Here is a 16879-nt window from a genome sequence, read left to right as displayed (position 1 = left end):
ACCCCGGGGCGGCCCGTCCGCGTTCCGGCGGGGGCGCTGTCCGGGCTCAGGCGGCGCCGGCGGGGCGACGGGTCGGCAGGGCGGTCACGCCGGGCGGCGGCAGCCCCGCCGTCGAGGCCAGCAGGGTGCACCAGCCGTGCAGGTGCGGGGCCAGGTCGACGCCGAGCGGCGTCCAGGAGGCGCGGATCTCGATGTCCCCGGCGGCGGGCGGACCGGCCAGCTCGCCGAACCGGGTGGAGAGCGTCTGGGTGACCGTGCCGCCGATCGCCCGGTGCCGGGCGTCCTGCGCGTCCAGCGCGTCGGTCAGCCAGGTCCAGCCCACCCCGGGCAGCAGCGGGTCGCTGGCCAGGTCCACCTCCAGTTCGGCGGTAACGTAGGTGACCAGCCGCAGGGTGCCCTGCCATGCCTCGTGCCCGGCCGGGTCGTGCAGCAGGATCAGCCGCCCGGTGGCCACCTCGTCACCCTCGCGCAGGACCGCGGCGGAGAGCGCGAACGCGTACGGGGCCAGGCGCTGGGGCGCCCCGACCTCCTCCAGCACGATCTCCGGCCGGGGTGTCACCGAGCGCAACCCCGCGACCGCGCGAGCGAAGGTTTCCGGGAGCGCGATCGGGGGGGCCATGACGGCAGCCTATGCCGCCGGCCGCCAGCGGCACGTGACGGCGCGCCGGGCGGGCGGTCACGATCATGCGGCGACGGCCCGCCCGGGAGCGGAGGGTGGCCGGTCACAAAAGGTGACGGTGGCGGGGAGAGCCACCCGGGCCCGTGGCACGATTGCCGCGATGACCACCGACACCACGGGCACTGCCGCCCGAGACGGAGAATCCCGCCGCGCCGGGACGGCCGACTCGCCCTTCGTCCGCGCCTGCCGGCGTGAGCCGGCCCCGCACACCCCGGTCTGGTTCATGCGCCAGGCCGGCCGGTCGCTGCCCGAGTACCGCGAGATCCGGGCCAACGTACCGATGCTGGAGTCGTGCCGCCGCCCCGAACTGGTCGCCGAGATCACCCTCCAGCCGGTCCGCCGGCACGGGGTGGACGCCGCCATCCTGTTCAGTGACATCGTGGTCCCGGTGGCCGCCGCCGGGGTCGACCTGGACATCGTGCCCGGCACCGGGCCGGTGGTCGCCGAGCCGGTGCGCACCGCCGCCGACGTCGACCGGATCCGACCGATCACCCGCGACGACGTGTCCTACGTGGACGAGGCGGTCCGGCTGCTCGTCGCCGAGCTCGGCGACACTCCGCTGATCGGCTTCGCCGGCGCCCCGTTCACCCTGGCCAGCTACCTGGTCGAGGGCGGGCCGTCGCGGACCCACGCGAAGACCAAGGCGCTGATGTACGGCGACCCGGACCTCTGGCACGCGCTCTGCGCCCGGCTGTCCGAGGTGACGCTGTCGTTCCTGCGGGTCCAGGTCGACGCCGGGGTCTCCGCGGTGCAGCTCTTCGACTCCTGGGCCGGCGCGCTGTCCGAGGCCGACTACCGCCGCTACGTGCTGCCGCACTCGACGCACGTGCTCGCCGGGCTGGCCGACGCCGGCGTGCCCCGGATCCACTTCGGGGTGGGCACCGCCGAGCTGCTCGCCGCGATGGGCGAGGCCGGCGCCGACGTGGTCGGCGTGGACTGGCGTACGCCGCTGGACGTGGCGACCCACCGGATCGGCCCGGACAAGGCCGTACAGGGCAACCTCGACCCGTGCGTGCTGCTCGCCCCCTGGCCGGTGGTGGAGGCCGAGGTGCGCCGGATCCTCGACCAGGGGCGGGTCACCCCCGGTCACGTGTTCAACCTCGGTCACGGCGTGCTGCCGGAGACCGACCCCGACGTGCTGACCCGGGTGGTCGCGCTGGTGCACGAGCTCAGCGCGCGGCCGGTCGACCAGAGGAGTTGATCGTGGCGCGACCGTGGCGGGTGGCGATCGTCGGTGGGGGGATCACCGGGCTGGCCGCCGCCGTCCGGTTGCGCGACCGCGCCCCCGCCGGCACCGAGGTCACCGTGTACGAGCAGTCCGGCCGCCTCGGCGGCAAGCTGCGCACCGGCGAGCTGGCCGGGCAGCCCGTCGAGTTCGGCGCCGAGTCGTTCCTCATGCGGGACCCGACCGGCGCGGAGTCGGGGGCGGTGACCCTGGTCCGCCGGCTCGGCCTGGCCGAGAAGATCGTGCACCCGACGGTCGGGCAGGCGGCGCTGGTCGTCGACGGCGGGCTGCGCCCGGTGCCGGGCGGCACCCTGGTCGGCGTACCGGGGGACCTGGACACGGTGACGGCGGTGGCGCAGCCGGCCGGGGACGCCGACCGCGACGCCGGCCGGCCGCTGCTCGGCCCGGACGAGGACGTGGCGGTCGGCGCGCTGGTCCGCGACCGCCTCGGCGACCAGGTGGTGGACCGGCTCGTCGACCCGATGCTCGGCGGCGTCTACGCCGGTCGCGCCGACGAACTTTCGCTGGTCACCACCATGCCGGCCCTCGCGCGGGCGGCCCGGGTCGAGCACACCCTGGTCGGGGCGGTCCGCGCCGCGCAAGCCGCCGCGCCCCGCGCCCCCGGCGCCCCGGTCTTCGGCACCCTGGCCGGCGGGCTGAGCACCCTGGTCGACGCCGCGGAGCGGTACAGCGGCGCGACGATCCGCCGGGACGCCGCCGTCCGGGACCTGCAGCCGACGCCGACCGGGTGGCGGCTCACCGTCGGCCCCACCCGCGAGCCCAAGCACCTTGAGGTCGACGCGGTGCTGCTCGCGGTGCCGGCCCGCCCGGCGGCGCGGCTGCTCGCCGGCGCGGCGCCCGAGGTGGCGGCCACCGTCGGCGGGCTGGACTACGCCAGCGTCGCCCTGATCACCATGGCCCTGCCCGAGCCGGAGCTGCCGGCGCTCTCCGGCTTCCTGGTCCCGGCCACCGAGGGGCTGCTGATCAAGGCGTCCACCTTCTTCTCCACCAAGTGGGGGCACCTGCGCCGCCCCGACGGGCTGGCCCTGGTCCGCGCCTCGGTCGGCCGGTACGGCGACGAGACGTCCCTCCAGCTCACCGACGACGACCTGGTCGCCACCGTGCACCGGGAACTGGCCAAGGTGCTGGGCGGCCCGCTGCCCGCCCCGGTCGCCCGGCACGTGCAGCGGTGGGGCGGCGCCCTGCCGCAGTACACCCCCGGCCATCTCGCCCGGGTGGCGGCGGTCCGGGCGGAGCTGCGCGCCGCCCACCCGACGCTGGCCCTGGCCGGGGCCGGTTACGACGGCGTCGGCATCCCGGTCTGCGTCCGCTCCGGCGAGACGGCAGCCGAAGAGATCATCACAGCACTGGGAGGATCGGCATCATGACCGAACAGAGCAACGCGGCCCGGCTGCGGGAGCTCAACGAGACCATCCGCTACACGATGTGGTCGGTGTACCGGGCGACCAGCCCCCTCCCGTCGCTGCGCGAGAACGTCGTCGACGAGGTCGAGTCCCTCTTCGAGGAGCTGGCCGGCAAGGATGTCACGATCCGGGGCACGTACGACGTGGCCGGCCTGCGCGCCGACGCCGACCTGCTGATCTGGTGGCACTCCTCGTCCAGCGACGCGCTGCAGGACGCGTACCTGCGGTTCCGGCGGACCACGCTGGGGCGGGCGCTCACCCCGGTCTGGTCGCAGATGGCGCTGCACCGGCCGGCCGAGTTCAACAAGAGCCACATCCCGGCCTTCCTGGCCGGCGAGGAGGCCCGGGCCTACCTCTGCGTCTACCCGTTCGTCCGCTCGTACGAGTGGTACCTGCTGCCGGACGCCGAGCGGCGGGAGATGCTGGCCGAGCACGGAAAGATGGCCCGCGGCTACCCGGACGTGCGGGCCAACACAGTGGCCTCGTTCGCCCTCGGCGACTACGAGTGGATGCTCGCCTTCGAGGCCGACGAGCTGCACCGGATCGTCGACCTGATGCGCGACCTGCGGGCCGCCCGGGCCCGCCGGCACGTGCGGGAGGAGATTCCCTTCTACACCGGCCGCCGCCGCTCCATCGCCGACATCGTCACCTGCCTGGTCTGACCCGGCAGCGGGCGGCGCCGGGAGCGGCCCGGCGAGCGTCCGGACCGCCGATGTGAACGGGCCCCGGAGGAAGTCCTCCGGGGCCCGTCGTCGTCCGAGGGTCAGCGCACCACGGCGATGCCGTCGAGGGTGACCTGGGGGCGGCCCGAGGTGCCGACCACCACGACCATCACGCTGTGCGAGGCGCTGCCGCTCCAGGTTCGCGTCCAGACCGCCTGGCGGTGGGCCGTGCTGCCGGCCTTCAGGTCGACCGTGTTGACCCTGACGCCGTCCACGTAGACGTAGACCTGGCCGGAGGTGGTGCTGCGGCTGGCGATGACGGCCACCGACCGGCCGGTGAAGGTCCACTTCAGCCAGGCGTTCCGCGTCTTCGAGGTCATCGCCCTGCCGCCCAGGTAGGACGAGCTGCTGGCGGTGGTCCAGGTGCCCGAGCGCACCGCCGAGGATTCGGCGGTCAGCACCGGCGTACGGCTGGCCGACGAGGTGCCCGAGTTGCCGGCCCAGTCCGTCGCCCGCATCGACCAGGTGGTGGCGACGCCCGGCTTGGCGGTCACCGGCCAGCTCGTCCGCCCCGGGGAGAAGGTGACCGAGCTGGGCGCGGTGAGGTACGCCGCGCGCAGGGCCGTGTTGTCGGCCGCCCGCCAGCTCAGCGTCGCCGGGACCGCGCTGGTGCTGACCGTGCCGGTGCGCAGCGAGAGCTCCGGGGCGCGGGAGAAGGCCGGTGCGGTGGTGTCGCCGACGACGGTCACCGCGGCGGTGGTGACCACCCGCCCGAGCCGGTGCACGCCGCGGATCGCCAGGGTGTGCGTACCCGGGGCGACGGTGACCGCGGCCGACCGGGCGGTGCCGGCGGCGGTGGCCGCGACCGCGCCGTCCACCAGCACCTCGAACCGGTCGATCAGCACGCCCGGCGTGCCCACCGACCAGGAGGCGGTGAACGAGCCCCGGGTGTAGTAGGTGGTGCCGTTCTTGGTCGCGGTGAGCCCGGTGAGGGCCAGCCCGGACATCGTGGCGGCCTTGATCCGGATGGCGCGCAGCTGGCTGTAGAGCGCGTCGCCGGGGCACTCGGTCGCCCCCGCGTCCCGGTGGCCGGAGATCCGGTTCATCACCACGGACTCGCCGAGGTGGTACTTGGTGCCCTCGGTCCCGGACACCAGGGTGACGGTGCCGTACGGGTCGTTGCGGTACTGGCCCAGCTTGTAGGCCGCCACCTGCGCGATGGCGTCCTGGACCACGGTGGGCACGCCCGCGGAGATGTACGTCCCGAGCACCGCGATCGCCGCGTTGTTGGTGTTGAAGCCGTAGGTGTGGGCCCCGATCACCGGCTTGTCGATGCCGCCCTTGCGGCCCTCGAAGACCACGCCGCACTTGTCGACGAGGAAGTTGTAGCCGATGTCGCCCCAGCCGTTGCTCTTGACGTGGTAGACCTCGATGCCCCGGATGATGGCCGCCGAGTCGGCGCAGCTGTAGTTGTTGGTGCCGGCGGTGTGGTGGACGAAGAACGCCTTCACCGTGGTCCCGTACTCCGGGGGATCCACGATCGACTCGTCGGCCTTCCACTCGGCGCGGGTGACCACCTTCGGGGTGGGGACCGGGTTCGGCGGGGTGGTCGGCGGGGCGCTGGTGGTGGGCGCCGGCGCGGTGCTGGTGGTCGGGGCCGGCGCGGTGGTCTCGGCCGGCGCGGTGGTCTCGGTGGGCGCCGGGGTGGTGGTCTCCGCGGGCGCGGTGGTGTCGGTCGGCGCGGGCGCCGTGCCGGTGTCGGTGGGCGCCGGGTCGGTGGCGGTCGGCTCGAGCGCCCGCACCTCGGCGACCGGCTGCAGGCCGGCCGGGCGGATCGCCGTGCGGCCCGCGGCGCCGACCTTGCGGCGTTTGGGCTGGCCGGGGTCGACCAGTTCCAGGCGCAGCCCGGCGGGGAGCCGGTCGCTGATGTCGCCGCTGGCCGCCGCCGCGCGCACCTCGACGCCGTCGGAGGGGCCGACCCAGAGCGGGTCGCTGCCGCCGCGGGCCCGGGCGGCCTCGGCGCCCGTATCCGGCCCGCGGTGGTTCTCCAGCTCCAGCGGCTGCCAGTCGGACCAGCCGCCGCCAACCGCCCGGGTGCGGACGGAGATGGTGCCCCGGAAGTCGACCTTCGGGCTGGTCCAGGTCACCCCGACCATGGCGAAGCGGTCGGTGTCCCGGCGCGGGATGGTGACCTCGCGGCCGGTGGTGGCCGGAAAGTCGATGTTGTGCAGGGCGGTGGTGACCGGCCCGTCGGCGACCCACTGCGCGCCGCCGTCGCCGTAGCTGACCGCGATCAGGCTCACCGTGCCGGCCACCGCGGCGGCCACCGTGGCGGCCGCGATGCCGACCCTGCGGCTGGTCCACCGGATCCCCGTTAACTTCACGTTCTCGTTCCCTCCGCTGTGGTCCCACTGGAGGGCACAGCGCGCCGGTCGCCTGTGGCGTTACCTCACGGCGTGTCGCCACGCCGCCCGCCCTCGCCGGACGGCGCGGAAGCCCGGCACACGCTAGCTGACGTCGGGCCGACCCGGGGACCCCCCTTGGCTGGGACAGGTCTGCTCAGGCCGGCGGCCGCCCGGCGCGGCGCATCGGGGTGTGCGGGATGCCGTCCTCGACGTACCCGGGGCCGCTGATCGCGAAGCCGTGGCCGGCGTAGAAGTCGACCAGGTGGGTCTGCGCCTCCAGCACGCACGGCCGGTCGCCGAGCAGGGCCAGGGCCTCGGTCATCAGCCGGCCGGCCAGGCCGCCGCCGCGGGCGGCCGGCGCGACCACGACCCGGCCGATCCGGTCCACCCCGTCCGGGTCGGCGAGGATCCGCAGGTACGCCACCACCGCACCGTCCCGGGTCAGCCACAGGTGCCGGGTGCCGGGCTCCACGTCCCGGCCGTCCAGCTCGGGGTACGGGCACGCCTGCTCCACGACGAACACGTCGATGCGCAGCCGGAGCAGGTCGTGGAAGGTGCGGGCGTCCAGCTCGGCGAAGCTCGCGACGTGCGACTCGATGGGCATCCCGCGATGCTAGGTCGCGTCCACCTCGCGGCGCCGATTGGCCCGGGCGGGAGTGGCGTCGGCGCGGGCGGTGGCGAGCCGCCGGCGGACCAGCGTGCCGACGGCGGCCGACCCGACCAGGGCGGCGACGACGCCGGCGACGGCCCACGGACCCAGCTCGGCCAGCCCGTCGCGCACCGCGCCCTGCACCCGGCCGGCGGCGGCGATCAGCGGGTCGTCGGCGTCGCCGCCGGCGAAGAGCCGGACCTCGTACCAGCCGTACCAGGCCACGTAGCCGCCGGTGAGCACCAGCAGCAGACCGGCCAGCCGGCCGAGCAGCGGCGCGGCCCGCCGGGTGCGCCGGACCAGGGACTCCCGGACCAGCGCCACCGCGAGGGCCGCCGCGCCGACCGCCAGCCCCATGCCGAGGGCGTACGCCACGAAGAGGCCGACCCCGGCTGCGGGGCTGCCGGCCCGGAAGCCGGCCACCACCACGGCGAGGAACGGCCCGACCGTGCAGCCGAGCGAGGCCACCGCGTACGCCACGCCGAAGAGCGCCATCGAGCCGAACCGGGCCCGGACCGCGGGACCGGTCGCCGGTCGCGGGGTGACGGTCGGCAGCTGCCGACCGGCGAGCAGCCAGCCGCCGGCCGCCACCAGCGCCGCGCCGATGAGCACCGACACCCACGGCAGCCGGCGCGCGACGGCGTCCGCGACCGGCCCGGCGAGCAGGCCGAACGTGCCGAAGACCGCGACGAAGCCGGCGGTCATCGCGCCGGTCAGGGCCAGTGCCCGGCCGACCGGCCCGAGCGGTCCGCGGGCGGCCGCCGGGCCCTCGCCCAGCACCAGCACCGACAGGTACGCGGGCAGCAGCGCGAACCCGCACGGGTTCACCGCGGCGAGCAGTCCGGCGGCGAGGGCCAGACCGTAGGGGGCCTCGGACATGTCAGGCCAGCTCGGCGACCCGGCGGCGCAGTTCCGCCTGGGACAGCGCCCCGGAGTGCACCACCGCGCCGGTGGAGTCGAGCAGCACGTACCACTCCTGGCTGGTGACGCCGAACCGGCGCCACACCGCGCCCTCGTCGTCGGCCAGGTTGGGGAAGGTTGCGATGCCGGTGTCCCGGGCGAACCGGCGCATGGCGTCGCCGCCGCTGCCCAGCCCGGCCACGCCGATCAGGTTGACCCGGTCGGCGTTGTCCCGGCGCAGCGCGGCCACGTCATCGGCGACGCCGCGGCAGCGGCTGCACCAGGCCGCCCAGAACCACAGCACCGCCGGCTCGCCGGCGAGGCTGCTCCCGGCGAACGACCCGCCGTCGATGGTGCGCGCGGTGAAGTCGAGCGTGGCGGGCACCGGGGCGGCGGCGGCACCGGGCGGGCCGGTCGGCGTTCCGGCGGACGCCGGGGTGGTGGCGGCCGGGGTCGGCGCGGCGGGGGCCGCCTCGTCGGTGGTCCGGTCCGACCCGGTGCAGCCGGCGAGGGCGAGGACGGCGGTCAGGGTGATCGGCAGCAGCGTCGATCTGGTGGCGGGCATGGCCGGATGCTAATCAGACGAGAGCCCGTTCGACCCTTACCGACCGGTTACGGCCGGCCTCGCCGCCCGGCGGGCGTCAGGACGGGCGGGCGCCGACCGCGTCGCGGACCTCGGCGCCCTGGGCGCCCTCCACCGCGCGGGCGCAGTGCGCGCAGCAGAAGAAGCGGCCGTTGACCTCGACGCCGTGGCCGGCGATCTTGATCTGGCAGTGCTCGCAGATCGGTGCCATCCGGTGGATGGCGCACTCGAAGGAGTCGAAGGTGTGCACCGCCCCGCTGGCCGTGCGGACCTCGAAGGCCCCCCAGTAGTCGTTGCCGCAAACCTCACAGGTAGCCATGCGAAACCCCCCGAAAATGGACCCGTCATCCCAGGGTCGAGCAGGGGACACACCGGGGCAACCGAAACCGGCGAACCTGATCCGGCTCGACGGCGAGTCGCCCCCGGCGTGTCGCGCGTTGGGCCTGATGACCGCCCTCGAACCCCGGAGGACCCCGTGATCAAGCGCAACAAGCTCTTCGGCAACCAGACCCGGGTCACCTTCTGCCTGCCCCGGGACACCCCGCCCGGCACGGTGAGCGTGGTCGGCTGCTTCAACGACTGGGAGCCCGGCCGGCACGAGCTGGTGGCCCGCCGGGACGGCACCCGGACGGTGACCGTGCGGCTCGGCCCGGGCGAGTACCGGTTCCGCTACCTGGCCACCGGCGGGGTGTGGCTGGACGACGACTCCGCCGACGCGATCGACGAGCAGGGCAGCCGGCTGCGGCTCTGACCGCCCGGCGTCACCCGGGGGTGACGCCGGGCCGCGCGTCAGCCCTGCGTCGGCTCCAGCCGGACGGAGATCGAGTTCACGCAGTGCCGGATGTCCTTAGGGGTGAAGCCCTCGCCCTCGAAGACGTGCCCCAGGTGGCTGTCGCAGCGGGCGCAGCGGATCTCCGTACGCCGCATGCCGAGGGTGTTGTCGGAGATCTCCTTCACCGCGCCCGGGATCGCGTCGTCGAAGCTCGGCCAGCCGCAGTGCGAGTCGAACTTGTCCTCGCTGCGGAACAGTTCCGCCCCGCAGGCCCGGCAGTGGTAGACGCCGGGGGTCTTGGTCTCGACGTACTCGCCGGTCCACGGCCGCTCGGTGCCGGCCTCGCGGAGCACCCGGAACTCCTCGGGGCTCAGCCGGACCCGCCACTCTTCCTCGGTACGGGGCAGTTCGCTCTCGGAAAGACTCACCGGTCAACGGTACGTCGAGCGTCGGTGCCATCGCATATGGTCGCCGAATGGCTGGCAGCAAGGCAGCAGTCGAGGAGATCGAGGTCGCCGGGCACACCGTCCGGCTGAGCAGCCCGGACCGGGTGATCTTCCCGCAGCGCGGCTTCACCAAGGCGGACGTCTTCCACTACTACCTGTCGGTCGGCGACGGGATCATGCGCGCCCTGCGTGACCGGCCCACCACGTTGCAGCGCTTCCCCGAGGGCATCGAGGGGGAGATGTTCTTCCAGAAGCGGGTGCCCGCCCGGGGCGTACCTCCGTGGATCCGGACCGCGGAGATCAGCTTCCCCAGCAGCCGCAAGGCCGCCGAGCTGTGCCCGGCCGACCTGGCGCACGTGGCCTGGGCCGCGCAGATGGGCACCGTGGTGTACCACCCGTGGCCGGTCCGCGCCGCCGACGTCGACCGCCCCGACGAGCTGCGGATCGACCTCGATCCGCAGCCCGGCACCGACTTCACCCACGCGGTCACCGCAGCCGGGGAGCTGCGGGCCCTGCTGGACGAACTGGGCGCGACCGGTTGGCCGAAGACCTCCGGCGGTCGGGGCGTCCACGTCTATCTGCGCATCCACCCGCGGTGGACCTTCGTCGAGGTGCGCCGGGCCACCATCGCGCTGGCCCGGGAGTTGGCACGCCGCCGTCCCGACCTGGTCACCACCGCCTGGTGGAAGGAGGAGCGGGGCAGCCGCGTCTTCGTCGACTTCAACCAGATGGCCCGGGACCGGACCATCGCCTGCGCGTACTCGCTGCGGGCCAACCCGAAGGCCACCGTCTCCACCCCGGTCGACTGGGCCGAGCTGACCGAGGTGGACCCGGACGACTTCCACCTGGGCACCGTGCCGGCCCGGTTCGCCGAGCGGGGCGACCCGCACGCCGGCATCGACGACAGTCCGTGGGACATCAGCCCGCTGCTGGAGTGGGCCGAGCGGGACGCCGCCGCCGGGCAGGGCGACCTGCCGTATCCGCCGGAGTACCCGAAGATGCCGGGTGAGCCGAAGCGGGTGCAGCCCTCCAAGGACCGGGACCGGCCGCGGGACTGACCTGGCGGTACGCGGCGATCGCCTCGTGCTTCTCGTCCCGGGCCAGGTGCGCCCGCGCCTCGGGCAGTTCGGGACTGATAACGATCACGTAACGCGCGCGAACCTTTCCCGGCCCCTGACCGGTCTCCCTGGTCGTCGGCCCGACGGGGGCCAGGGGAGGGCGTCGGATGAAGCTGGTGTGGAGACGGGCCGTCGAGGCGCGCGGGCTGCTGCTCGCCGCCGCGGTCGCGGCCCTGGTCGCGGTCGCGCTGGTGACCGGGCTCTCCGACTACAACCGCCGGGCGGTGGAGGCCGGCCAGCGCGCGGTGCTCGGCGCCGCCCCGGCCGAGGAGCGCAGCCTGCTGGTCAGCGGCTCCGGCGGCGGGGACGCCGCCGCGTACGCCGATCGCGACCGCGCGGTGCGCGCGCAGTTCGCCGACGGTCTGGGCGGCGTGCCGGCCACCGTCGCCGCCGCCCGCTACGGCACCGGGCGCGAGCTCACCGGCGACCTCGGCGCCGCCCGGATCGGCGACGACCCGATGTTCGCCAACCTCGCGACGCTGACCGACCTGACCGCGCACGCCCAGCTCACCGCCGGGTCGTGGCCGACGCCCGGGGCGACGCCGTTGCAGGTCACCCTGCCGGAGAAGATCGCCGGACAGCTCGGGCTGCGGATCGGCGACCGGGTGCCGCTCTACGACCGCAGCGCCGAGAAGGCCGGCGCGGTGGTGGTCGCCGGCACCTGGCGGCCCCTCGACCCCGGCGACGCGTACTGGCGGCTCGCCCCGGGCGTGGGCGACAGCAAGGGCACCGGGGCGGTCACCTCGTACGGGCCGTTCGTGCTGGACCCGGCCGACTTCGCCCGCACCTTTCCCGGCTCCACGTCGGCCGCCTGGCTGGTCGCCCCCGACCTGGCCGTGGTCGCGCCGAGCCGGCTGACCGGGGTCACCGACGCCCTCGCCACCGTCGCCGACAAGCTCCCCGAGGCCACCGGCCTCGGCTCCTCCGCCCAGACCGTCAGCAACCTGGACCGGCTCATCGACCGGCTCGGCCGAGCCGACCTGGTCGGCCGGTCCGCGCTGCTCACCCCGCTGCTGCTGATCGTGGTCCTCGGCGGGTACGCGCTGGTGCTGGTCGCCGCGCTGCTCAACGAGGACCGGCGGGCGCAGACCGCGCTGCTGCGCGCGCGGGGCGCCGCCCGGGGCCAGCTCGCCGGTCTCGCCGTACGGGAGGCGACCCTGGTGGTGGCCCCGGCACTGCTGCTCGCCCCGCCGCTGACCGGGCAGGCCGTGCACCGGCTCGGCGCCGACCTGGGGCTGGCCGGCGGCGGGATCGCCCAGGTCTGGACCGTCGCCGTCGCCGCCGCGATCGGCTGCCTGCTCGCCATGGTCGTGCCGGCGCTGCGCCGGGCCGGCACCTACGTCGCCGACATGGCGGCCCGGTCCCGCCCGACCCGGGGCGCGGCCGCCCAGCGGGCCAGCGTCGACCTGGCCCTCGTCGCGCTGGCCGTGCTCGCCTGGACCCAGCTGCGGCAGTACTCCTCGCCCCTCGCCGGGGCCGGCGGGCGGCTCGGCATCGACCCGCTGCTCGCCGCCGCGCCCACCCTCGGCGTGCTGGCCGGGGCGGTCATCGCGCTGCGGCTGCTGCCCCCGGCGACCCGGTTCGCCGAGCGTTTCGTCGACCGGCGGCCCTGGACGGCCACCATGTTCGGCATGTGGCAGGCGGGGCGCCGACCGCACGCCGGTCCGGTGCTGCTGCTCGCCCTCGCCGTGGGCGGCAGCACCCTCGCCTGGTCGCTGGTCGCCTCCTGGGAACGGTCGCAGCGGGACCAGGCCCAGCACATCGTCGGCGCCGACCTGCGACTGGTGGAACGGAACGGTGCCGCCCCCGCCGACCGCGCGGCCGGGCTGGCCGCCGTACCCGGAGTCAATCGGGTGCTGGCGGCCTGGCGGGACGAGGTCCGGCTGGGCCGCGACGCCCGGCCGGCCACTGTGGTGAGCCTCGACACGGCCGCCGCCGGCGGGCTGCGGCTCGACGACGCCGACGGCGGGGAAGCCAGCGACGCGCTGCTCGGCCGGCTGGACACCGGGCGGGCCGCCCCCGCCGGGGTGGCCCTCCCGGCCGGCGCGCACACCCTCTCCGGCACCGTCCGCACCCCGGTCGACTCGCCGTACACGTCACCGCAGGTGTTCGTGTCCGCGCTGCTCACCACCGACGGCGGCACCGCCTGGCGGCTGCCGCTGGCGGTGGGCGGCGGGGCCGGCCGGCCGGTGTCCTTCTCGGTGCCGCTGCCCGGGACCGGCGGCGTCCCGCTGCGGCTGGCCGGGTTCGAGGCCGACGGCGGCGCGGCGGTCGGGGTCAGCTACCGGCTGCGGATCGACGGGCTCCGGCTCGCCGACGCCGCCGGCGCCGCGCTGCCGCTGCCGCTCGACGGCGACTGGCGGATCGTCGACGCCCAGGAAGGACCGGGTTTGCCGGCCACGGTTGCCGGGACCACCGTCGACGTCACCCAGCGGATCGACCTGCCGGACGGCCTGCTCGTGTACGCCCGCCAGCCCGCGGCCCGGTTCGCCGTGGTGCCCGCCGGGGACGACCCACCCGTGCCGGCCCTCGTCACACCCGGCGTCGCGGCCGCGCTGAACGCGCACACCGGTGACGAGGTTCCCCTCGCACTGTCCGGGGTCACCCTGAAGGTGAAGGTGGTCGGGCAGGTCAAGGCCGTGCCCGGTACCACCGGCGACGGGGTGCTGCTGGACCTGCCCGCCGCCACCAACCTCCTGCTCCGCCAGCAGGGCACCGTCCGCCCGCAGGCCGAATGGTGGCTGGGCACGGACGACGCCGGGCACGGCGCGGCGGCGGCCGCGCTCGCCGAGCTGCCCGGGACCACCCTGCTCGACCGGCGCCAGGTGGCGGCGGAGGCCGCCCGGGACCCGTACTGGCGGGGTGCGCGGACCGGCCTGCTCGCCGCGGCCGTCGGCGCGGTGCTGCTCGCCCTGGTCGGCCTGGCGGTGGACGTCTGGGCGACCGCCCGGCACCGGATGACCGAGTTCGCCGTGCTGCACACGCTGGGCGCGAACACCCGCCTGCTGGCCCGGGCGCTCCTCGCCGAGCAGGCCTTCCTGGCCGGCATCGGGGTCGGCGTCGGGCTGCTGGTCGGGGCGGGGGTCGCGGCCACCATGGTGCCGCTGGTGATCCTCACCCAGGCCGCCGGGCGGCCGGTGCCCGATGCGGCCTTCACGCTGCCCTGGACACCGGTCGGGGCGACCGCGCTCGGGTTGCTGGCGGTCGCCCTGCTGTTCAGCGCCGTCATCACCACCGGCCTCCGCCAGCGGGTGGCCGCCGTGCAGCTCCGGATCGGGGGAGAACGATGAGCCTGTTCGCGGCCGTGCGACGGGTCCGGGCGTACGGGGGGCAGTTCCTGCTGCTGGCCGTGCTGACCCTGGTGACCGCGCTGCTGATCACGGGGGTGCCCCGGGTCGCCGACCGCCTCACCGGGCAGGGGCTGCGCGAGTACCTGGCCGCCCAGCCGGTCGCCCGCCGCGACCTCACGTACACCGCCGAGGACGCGCCGCTCCGGGGCGGCGGCGCCGGCGCGGCCACCGCCCGGGCGGGCGAGCTCGACTCGCTCCAGGAGCGGATGCCGCCCGCCGTCCGGCAGGCCGTCGGCGAGCGCTGGTACGCCGCCCGAACCCTCTTCGGCCGGATGACCGGACCCGATCTGCGGGCCGACCAGGGGCTGCTGGACCTGAGCCTGCGGTTCATGAGCGGCATCCAGGACGCGGTCACCATGGTCGAGGGCCGGTGGCCCGAGGCGGGCGTCACCGGGGACGGGGCGGTCGAGCTGGCGCTCGCCGACACCGTCGCCGGTCGGCTCGGGCTGCACGCCGGCAGCCGGTTCCAGCTCGCCATCCTGGACCCCGACGGCAAGCCCATGCTGCGGCAGAAGCTCGCTTTGGTCGGGGTGTTCCGGCCGGTCGACCCGCGGGACGGGATCTGGGACGCCCTCCCCTCGATGCTCCGGCTCACCCCGCCGGTGAAGGACGGCCAGCCGACCCTCCTCGTCGGTGCGACGGCCGCGCCCGGCTTCGGCGCGATGGCGTCCGCCGGCTGGCCGGTCGGCTTCTCGTGGCGCTATCGGATCGCCCCGGACCGGGTCGCCCCCGGGGACCTGCAGCCGATGGTCGAGGGGCTGGCCGTGCTGGACCGGACCCGTCCGGCGGGGCTGGCCTTCACCCAGGGCGTCGACATCCCGCTGCGGCGCTTCGCCGAGTCACTCGCCGCCGCCCGTACGCTGCTCGCCGTCATCGCCGCCGGGCTGCTCGCCACCCTGGCCGGCCTGACCCTGCTCGCCGCCCGGCTCGCGGCCCGCCGGCGCCGCACCGAATATGTGCTGATCCGCGCCCGGGGCGGCTCGACCGGCGCGGTGCTGCGCCGCGGGCTCGCCGAGTCGGCGCTGGTGCTGCCCCTCGCGGCGGGCGCCGGCTGGCTGCTCGGCGGGCTGCTGCCGGGGGAGGGCGCGGAGCTGCACTGGGTGCTGCTCGCCGGGGTGCTGGCCACGCTGCTGCCGCCGGCTACCGCGCTCACCGCCGGGCGGGGCGGCGGCGGGCGGGCCGACCTGGTCGGCGCCCGCTCCACCGCCGTCCGGCTCACCGTCGAGGTGACCGTGCTCGGGGTGGCCGTGCTCGGGGCGTTCCTGCTGCGGCGGCGGGGGCTCACCCTCGACGGGACGGTGGACCCGCTGCTGGTGTCGGTGCCGGTGCTGCTGGCGGTCGCCGCGGCGCTGGTCGCGCTGCGGGCGTACCCGTGGCCGCTGCGGCTGCTCAGCCGGGCCGCCGCGCGGGCCCGGGGCAGCGTCGCGTTCCTCGGCACCGCCCGCGCCGGCCGGGCCGCCGCCACCGGCCCGCTGGTCGTGGTCGTGCTGGCCGTCGCCACCGCCGCGTTCTGCGGGGTGGTGGCCGCCGGCATCGAGACCGGCCGGGACCGCGCGGCCGTCCGGGCCGTGCCCGGCGACGTCCTGGTCAACGGCGAACGGTTCGCCCCGGACACCACGGAGGCGCTGGCCGCGCTGCCCGGGGTGCGCGCGGTGGCCCCGCTGCTGCTGGTGACGGGCGTGCGCCCGTACGTCGATCAGGCCGGCCGGTTCGGCGGCGTCGGCGACACCCGGGTGCTGCTGGTCGACGGCGCCCGCTTCGCCGAGGTGGCCCGCGCCGCGGGCGTCCCGGTGACCGTCCCCGACCCGCTGCGCGTCACCGCCGACGGCAGCACGCCGCTGCCCGCGCTGGTCTCCCCGGCGCTCGCCGAGGAGTTCGCCGATGCCGGGCTGGCCGATCGGGACGGGCGCCGGCCCGCCTGGCTGGACGTGCAGGGCAACCGGCTGCCGGTGCGGACGGACGCCACCGTCGAGGAGTTCCCGCTGCTCGACCGGAGCGTCACGCGGTTCGTGGTGCTGCCCTGGCCGACGCTGCCGGCGGACGCCCCGCACCAGCTCGCCCCCACCGGCTTCGTGCTGGCCGGGGACCGGGTCGACCCGGCCGGGGTGGCCGGGGTGGTCGACGAGGGGCAGCGGCGCTACCAGCGCATCGGAGGGGTGACCGGCGGCGAGCCGCCCCGGGCACCGGAGGTGCTCACCCGGTCGGCGGTCCGCGCCGAGCTGGGCGGCAGCGGGGTGAACGGGCTGCTGGTGTTCGGCTTCAGCATCGGCGCGGTCGGCGGCGGTGCGCTGGGCCTGCTCGCGCTCGCGTTCGCGGTGCTCGCCGGGGCGCGCAGCCGGGGTCAGGTGCTGTCCCGGCTGCGCACCATGGGGCTGTCCCGGCGGCAGTGGCGCGGGCTGCTGCTGGTCGAGCTGACCCCGCTGGTGCTGGTCTCGGTGCTCACCGGGGCGGTGGTCGGCGCGCTGCTGCCGGTGCTGCTCACCCCGGTGCTCGGCCTGCCCGCGTTCACCGGTGGAGTGGCGGTGCAGGTGCGTTTCGAACCCGGTCTGGTGGCCGGTGTGCTGGGCCTCGCCCTGGTGGCCCTCGGCTTCGCGGTCGCCGTCGAGGCCCTGAACAACCGCCGGATGCGCCTCGGCGAGGTGCTCCGGCTCGGAGAGGAGAGCTGA

The 16879-nt window shown here is 76.0% G+C and carries 14 protein-coding genes; 7 read left to right on the top strand and 7 right to left on the bottom strand.

The window, feature by feature from the left end; translation table 11 throughout:
* Positions 1-46 precede the first annotated feature (46 nt).
* Positions 47-619: a DUF3000 domain-containing protein gene (locus ACFYOS_RS15485; protein ID WP_387140901.1), complete on the bottom strand. Its 573-nt coding sequence runs from the start codon at positions 617-619 to the stop codon at positions 47-49.
* Positions 620-779: 160 nt separating this feature from the next.
* Between ACFYOS_RS15485 and hemE the strand changes: the two genes are divergently transcribed.
* From hemE to hemQ, 3 genes are read left to right on the top strand one after another with little or no spacing between them, the layout of a single operon-like run.
* On the top strand, positions 780-1880 hold the full coding sequence (gene hemE / locus ACFYOS_RS15480) for a uroporphyrinogen decarboxylase (RefSeq protein WP_387140898.1): 1101 nt from the start codon (positions 780-782) through the stop codon (positions 1878-1880).
* Between the two features lie 2 nt (positions 1881-1882).
* The gene (gene hemG, locus ACFYOS_RS15475; RefSeq protein WP_387140895.1) at positions 1883-3292 is read left to right on the top strand and encodes a protoporphyrinogen oxidase; all 1410 of its coding nucleotides are present in this window, start codon (positions 1883-1885) and stop codon (positions 3290-3292) included.
* Positions 3289-3990: a hydrogen peroxide-dependent heme synthase gene (gene hemQ / locus ACFYOS_RS15470; RefSeq protein WP_387140892.1), complete on the top strand. Its 702-nt coding sequence runs from the start codon at positions 3289-3291 to the stop codon at positions 3988-3990. The genes hemG and hemQ overlap by 4 nt, the downstream gene beginning before the upstream one ends.
* 101 nt (positions 3991-4091) lie before the next feature.
* Here the strand turns inward: hemQ and ACFYOS_RS15465 are convergent, their stop codons facing one another.
* The 5 genes from ACFYOS_RS15465 to ACFYOS_RS15445 all read right to left on the bottom strand — a co-directional run bounded on the left by ACFYOS_RS15465 (position 4092) and on the right by ACFYOS_RS15445 (position 8846).
* Positions 4092-6374, bottom strand: coding sequence for an N-acetylmuramoyl-L-alanine amidase (locus tag ACFYOS_RS15465; RefSeq protein WP_387140889.1), 2283 nt, complete (start codon positions 6372-6374; stop codon positions 4092-4094).
* Positions 6375-6549: 175 nt separating this feature from the next.
* Positions 6550-6999, bottom strand: a complete 450-nt coding sequence (locus tag ACFYOS_RS15460) for a GNAT family N-acetyltransferase (RefSeq protein ID WP_387140886.1) — start codon at positions 6997-6999, stop codon at positions 6550-6552.
* Positions 7000-7008: 9 nt separating this feature from the next.
* Complete coding sequence (locus ACFYOS_RS15455; RefSeq protein ID WP_387140883.1) at positions 7009-7923, bottom strand: cytochrome c biogenesis CcdA family protein; 915 nt, start codon at positions 7921-7923, stop codon at positions 7009-7011.
* A 1-nt stretch (position 7924) separates the two neighbouring features.
* On the bottom strand, positions 7925-8509 hold the full coding sequence (locus ACFYOS_RS15450; RefSeq protein ID WP_387140880.1) for a redoxin domain-containing protein: 585 nt from the start codon (positions 8507-8509) through the stop codon (positions 7925-7927).
* A 76-nt stretch (positions 8510-8585) separates the two neighbouring features.
* The gene (locus ACFYOS_RS15445; protein ID WP_073835399.1) at positions 8586-8846 is read right to left on the bottom strand and encodes a Prokaryotic metallothionein; all 261 of its coding nucleotides are present in this window, start codon (positions 8844-8846) and stop codon (positions 8586-8588) included.
* Between the two features lie 156 nt (positions 8847-9002).
* On the opposite strand from ACFYOS_RS15445, the gene ACFYOS_RS15440 reads away from it, so the two are divergent.
* Complete coding sequence (locus ACFYOS_RS15440; RefSeq protein ID WP_387140877.1) at positions 9003-9278, top strand: isoamylase early set domain-containing protein; 276 nt, start codon at positions 9003-9005, stop codon at positions 9276-9278.
* Positions 9279-9316: 38 nt separating this feature from the next.
* Here the strand turns inward: ACFYOS_RS15440 and msrB are convergent, their stop codons facing one another.
* Positions 9317-9727, bottom strand: coding sequence for a peptide-methionine (R)-S-oxide reductase MsrB (gene msrB, locus ACFYOS_RS15435; RefSeq protein WP_387140873.1), 411 nt, complete (start codon positions 9725-9727; stop codon positions 9317-9319).
* A 47-nt stretch (positions 9728-9774) separates the two neighbouring features.
* On the opposite strand from msrB, the gene ligD reads away from it, so the two are divergent.
* The 3 genes from ligD (at position 9775) to ACFYOS_RS15420 (ending at position 16879) form a co-directional block, all read left to right on the top strand.
* Entirely contained in the window at positions 9775-10803 is a 1029-nt protein-coding gene (gene ligD, locus ACFYOS_RS15430) for a non-homologous end-joining DNA ligase (RefSeq protein WP_387140870.1), read from the top strand.
* A 167-nt stretch (positions 10804-10970) separates the two neighbouring features.
* Positions 10971-14153: an FtsX-like permease family protein gene (locus tag ACFYOS_RS15425; RefSeq protein WP_387140869.1), complete on the top strand. Its 3183-nt coding sequence runs from the start codon at positions 10971-10973 to the stop codon at positions 14151-14153.
* A complete protein-coding gene (locus ACFYOS_RS15420; RefSeq protein ID WP_387140866.1) occupies positions 14150-16879 on the top strand; it encodes an FtsX-like permease family protein in 2730 nt (909 codons plus the stop codon). Before ACFYOS_RS15425 ends, ACFYOS_RS15420 begins: the two co-directional genes overlap by 4 nt.

Source organism: Micromonospora sp. NPDC005806 (genome assembly GCF_042871425.1).
Taxonomy (GTDB): Bacteria; Actinomycetota; Actinomycetes; order Mycobacteriales; family Micromonosporaceae; genus Micromonospora.
This window is presented reverse-complemented; position numbering and strand designations above follow the sequence as displayed.

Excerpts from the sequence above, each read along its gene's own strand:
- ACFYOS_RS15445 (WP_073835399.1), bottom strand. The coding sequence starts at position 8,846 with ATGGCTACCTGTGAGGTTTGCGGCAACGACTACTGGGGGGCCTTCGAG.
- hemQ (WP_387140892.1), top strand. The coding sequence starts at position 3,289 with ATGACCGAACAGAGCAACGCGGCCCGGCTGCGGGAGCTCAACGAGACC.
- hemE (WP_387140898.1), top strand. The coding sequence starts at position 780 with ATGACCACCGACACCACGGGCACTGCCGCCCGAGACGGAGAATCCCGC.
- ACFYOS_RS15425 (WP_387140869.1), top strand. The coding sequence starts at position 10,971 with ATGAAGCTGGTGTGGAGACGGGCCGTCGAGGCGCGCGGGCTGCTGCTC.
- ACFYOS_RS15455 (WP_387140883.1), bottom strand. The coding sequence starts at position 7,923 with ATGTCCGAGGCCCCCTACGGTCTGGCCCTCGCCGCCGGACTGCTCGCC.
- ACFYOS_RS15450 (WP_387140880.1), bottom strand. The coding sequence starts at position 8,509 with ATGCCCGCCACCAGATCGACGCTGCTGCCGATCACCCTGACCGCCGTC.
- ACFYOS_RS15460 (WP_387140886.1), bottom strand. The coding sequence starts at position 6,999 with ATGCCCATCGAGTCGCACGTCGCGAGCTTCGCCGAGCTGGACGCCCGC.
- ACFYOS_RS15485 (WP_387140901.1), bottom strand. The coding sequence starts at position 619 with ATGGCCCCCCCGATCGCGCTCCCGGAAACCTTCGCTCGCGCGGTCGCG.
- ACFYOS_RS15420 (WP_387140866.1), top strand. The coding sequence starts at position 14,150 with ATGAGCCTGTTCGCGGCCGTGCGACGGGTCCGGGCGTACGGGGGGCAG.
- ligD (WP_387140870.1), top strand. The coding sequence starts at position 9,775 with ATGGCTGGCAGCAAGGCAGCAGTCGAGGAGATCGAGGTCGCCGGGCAC.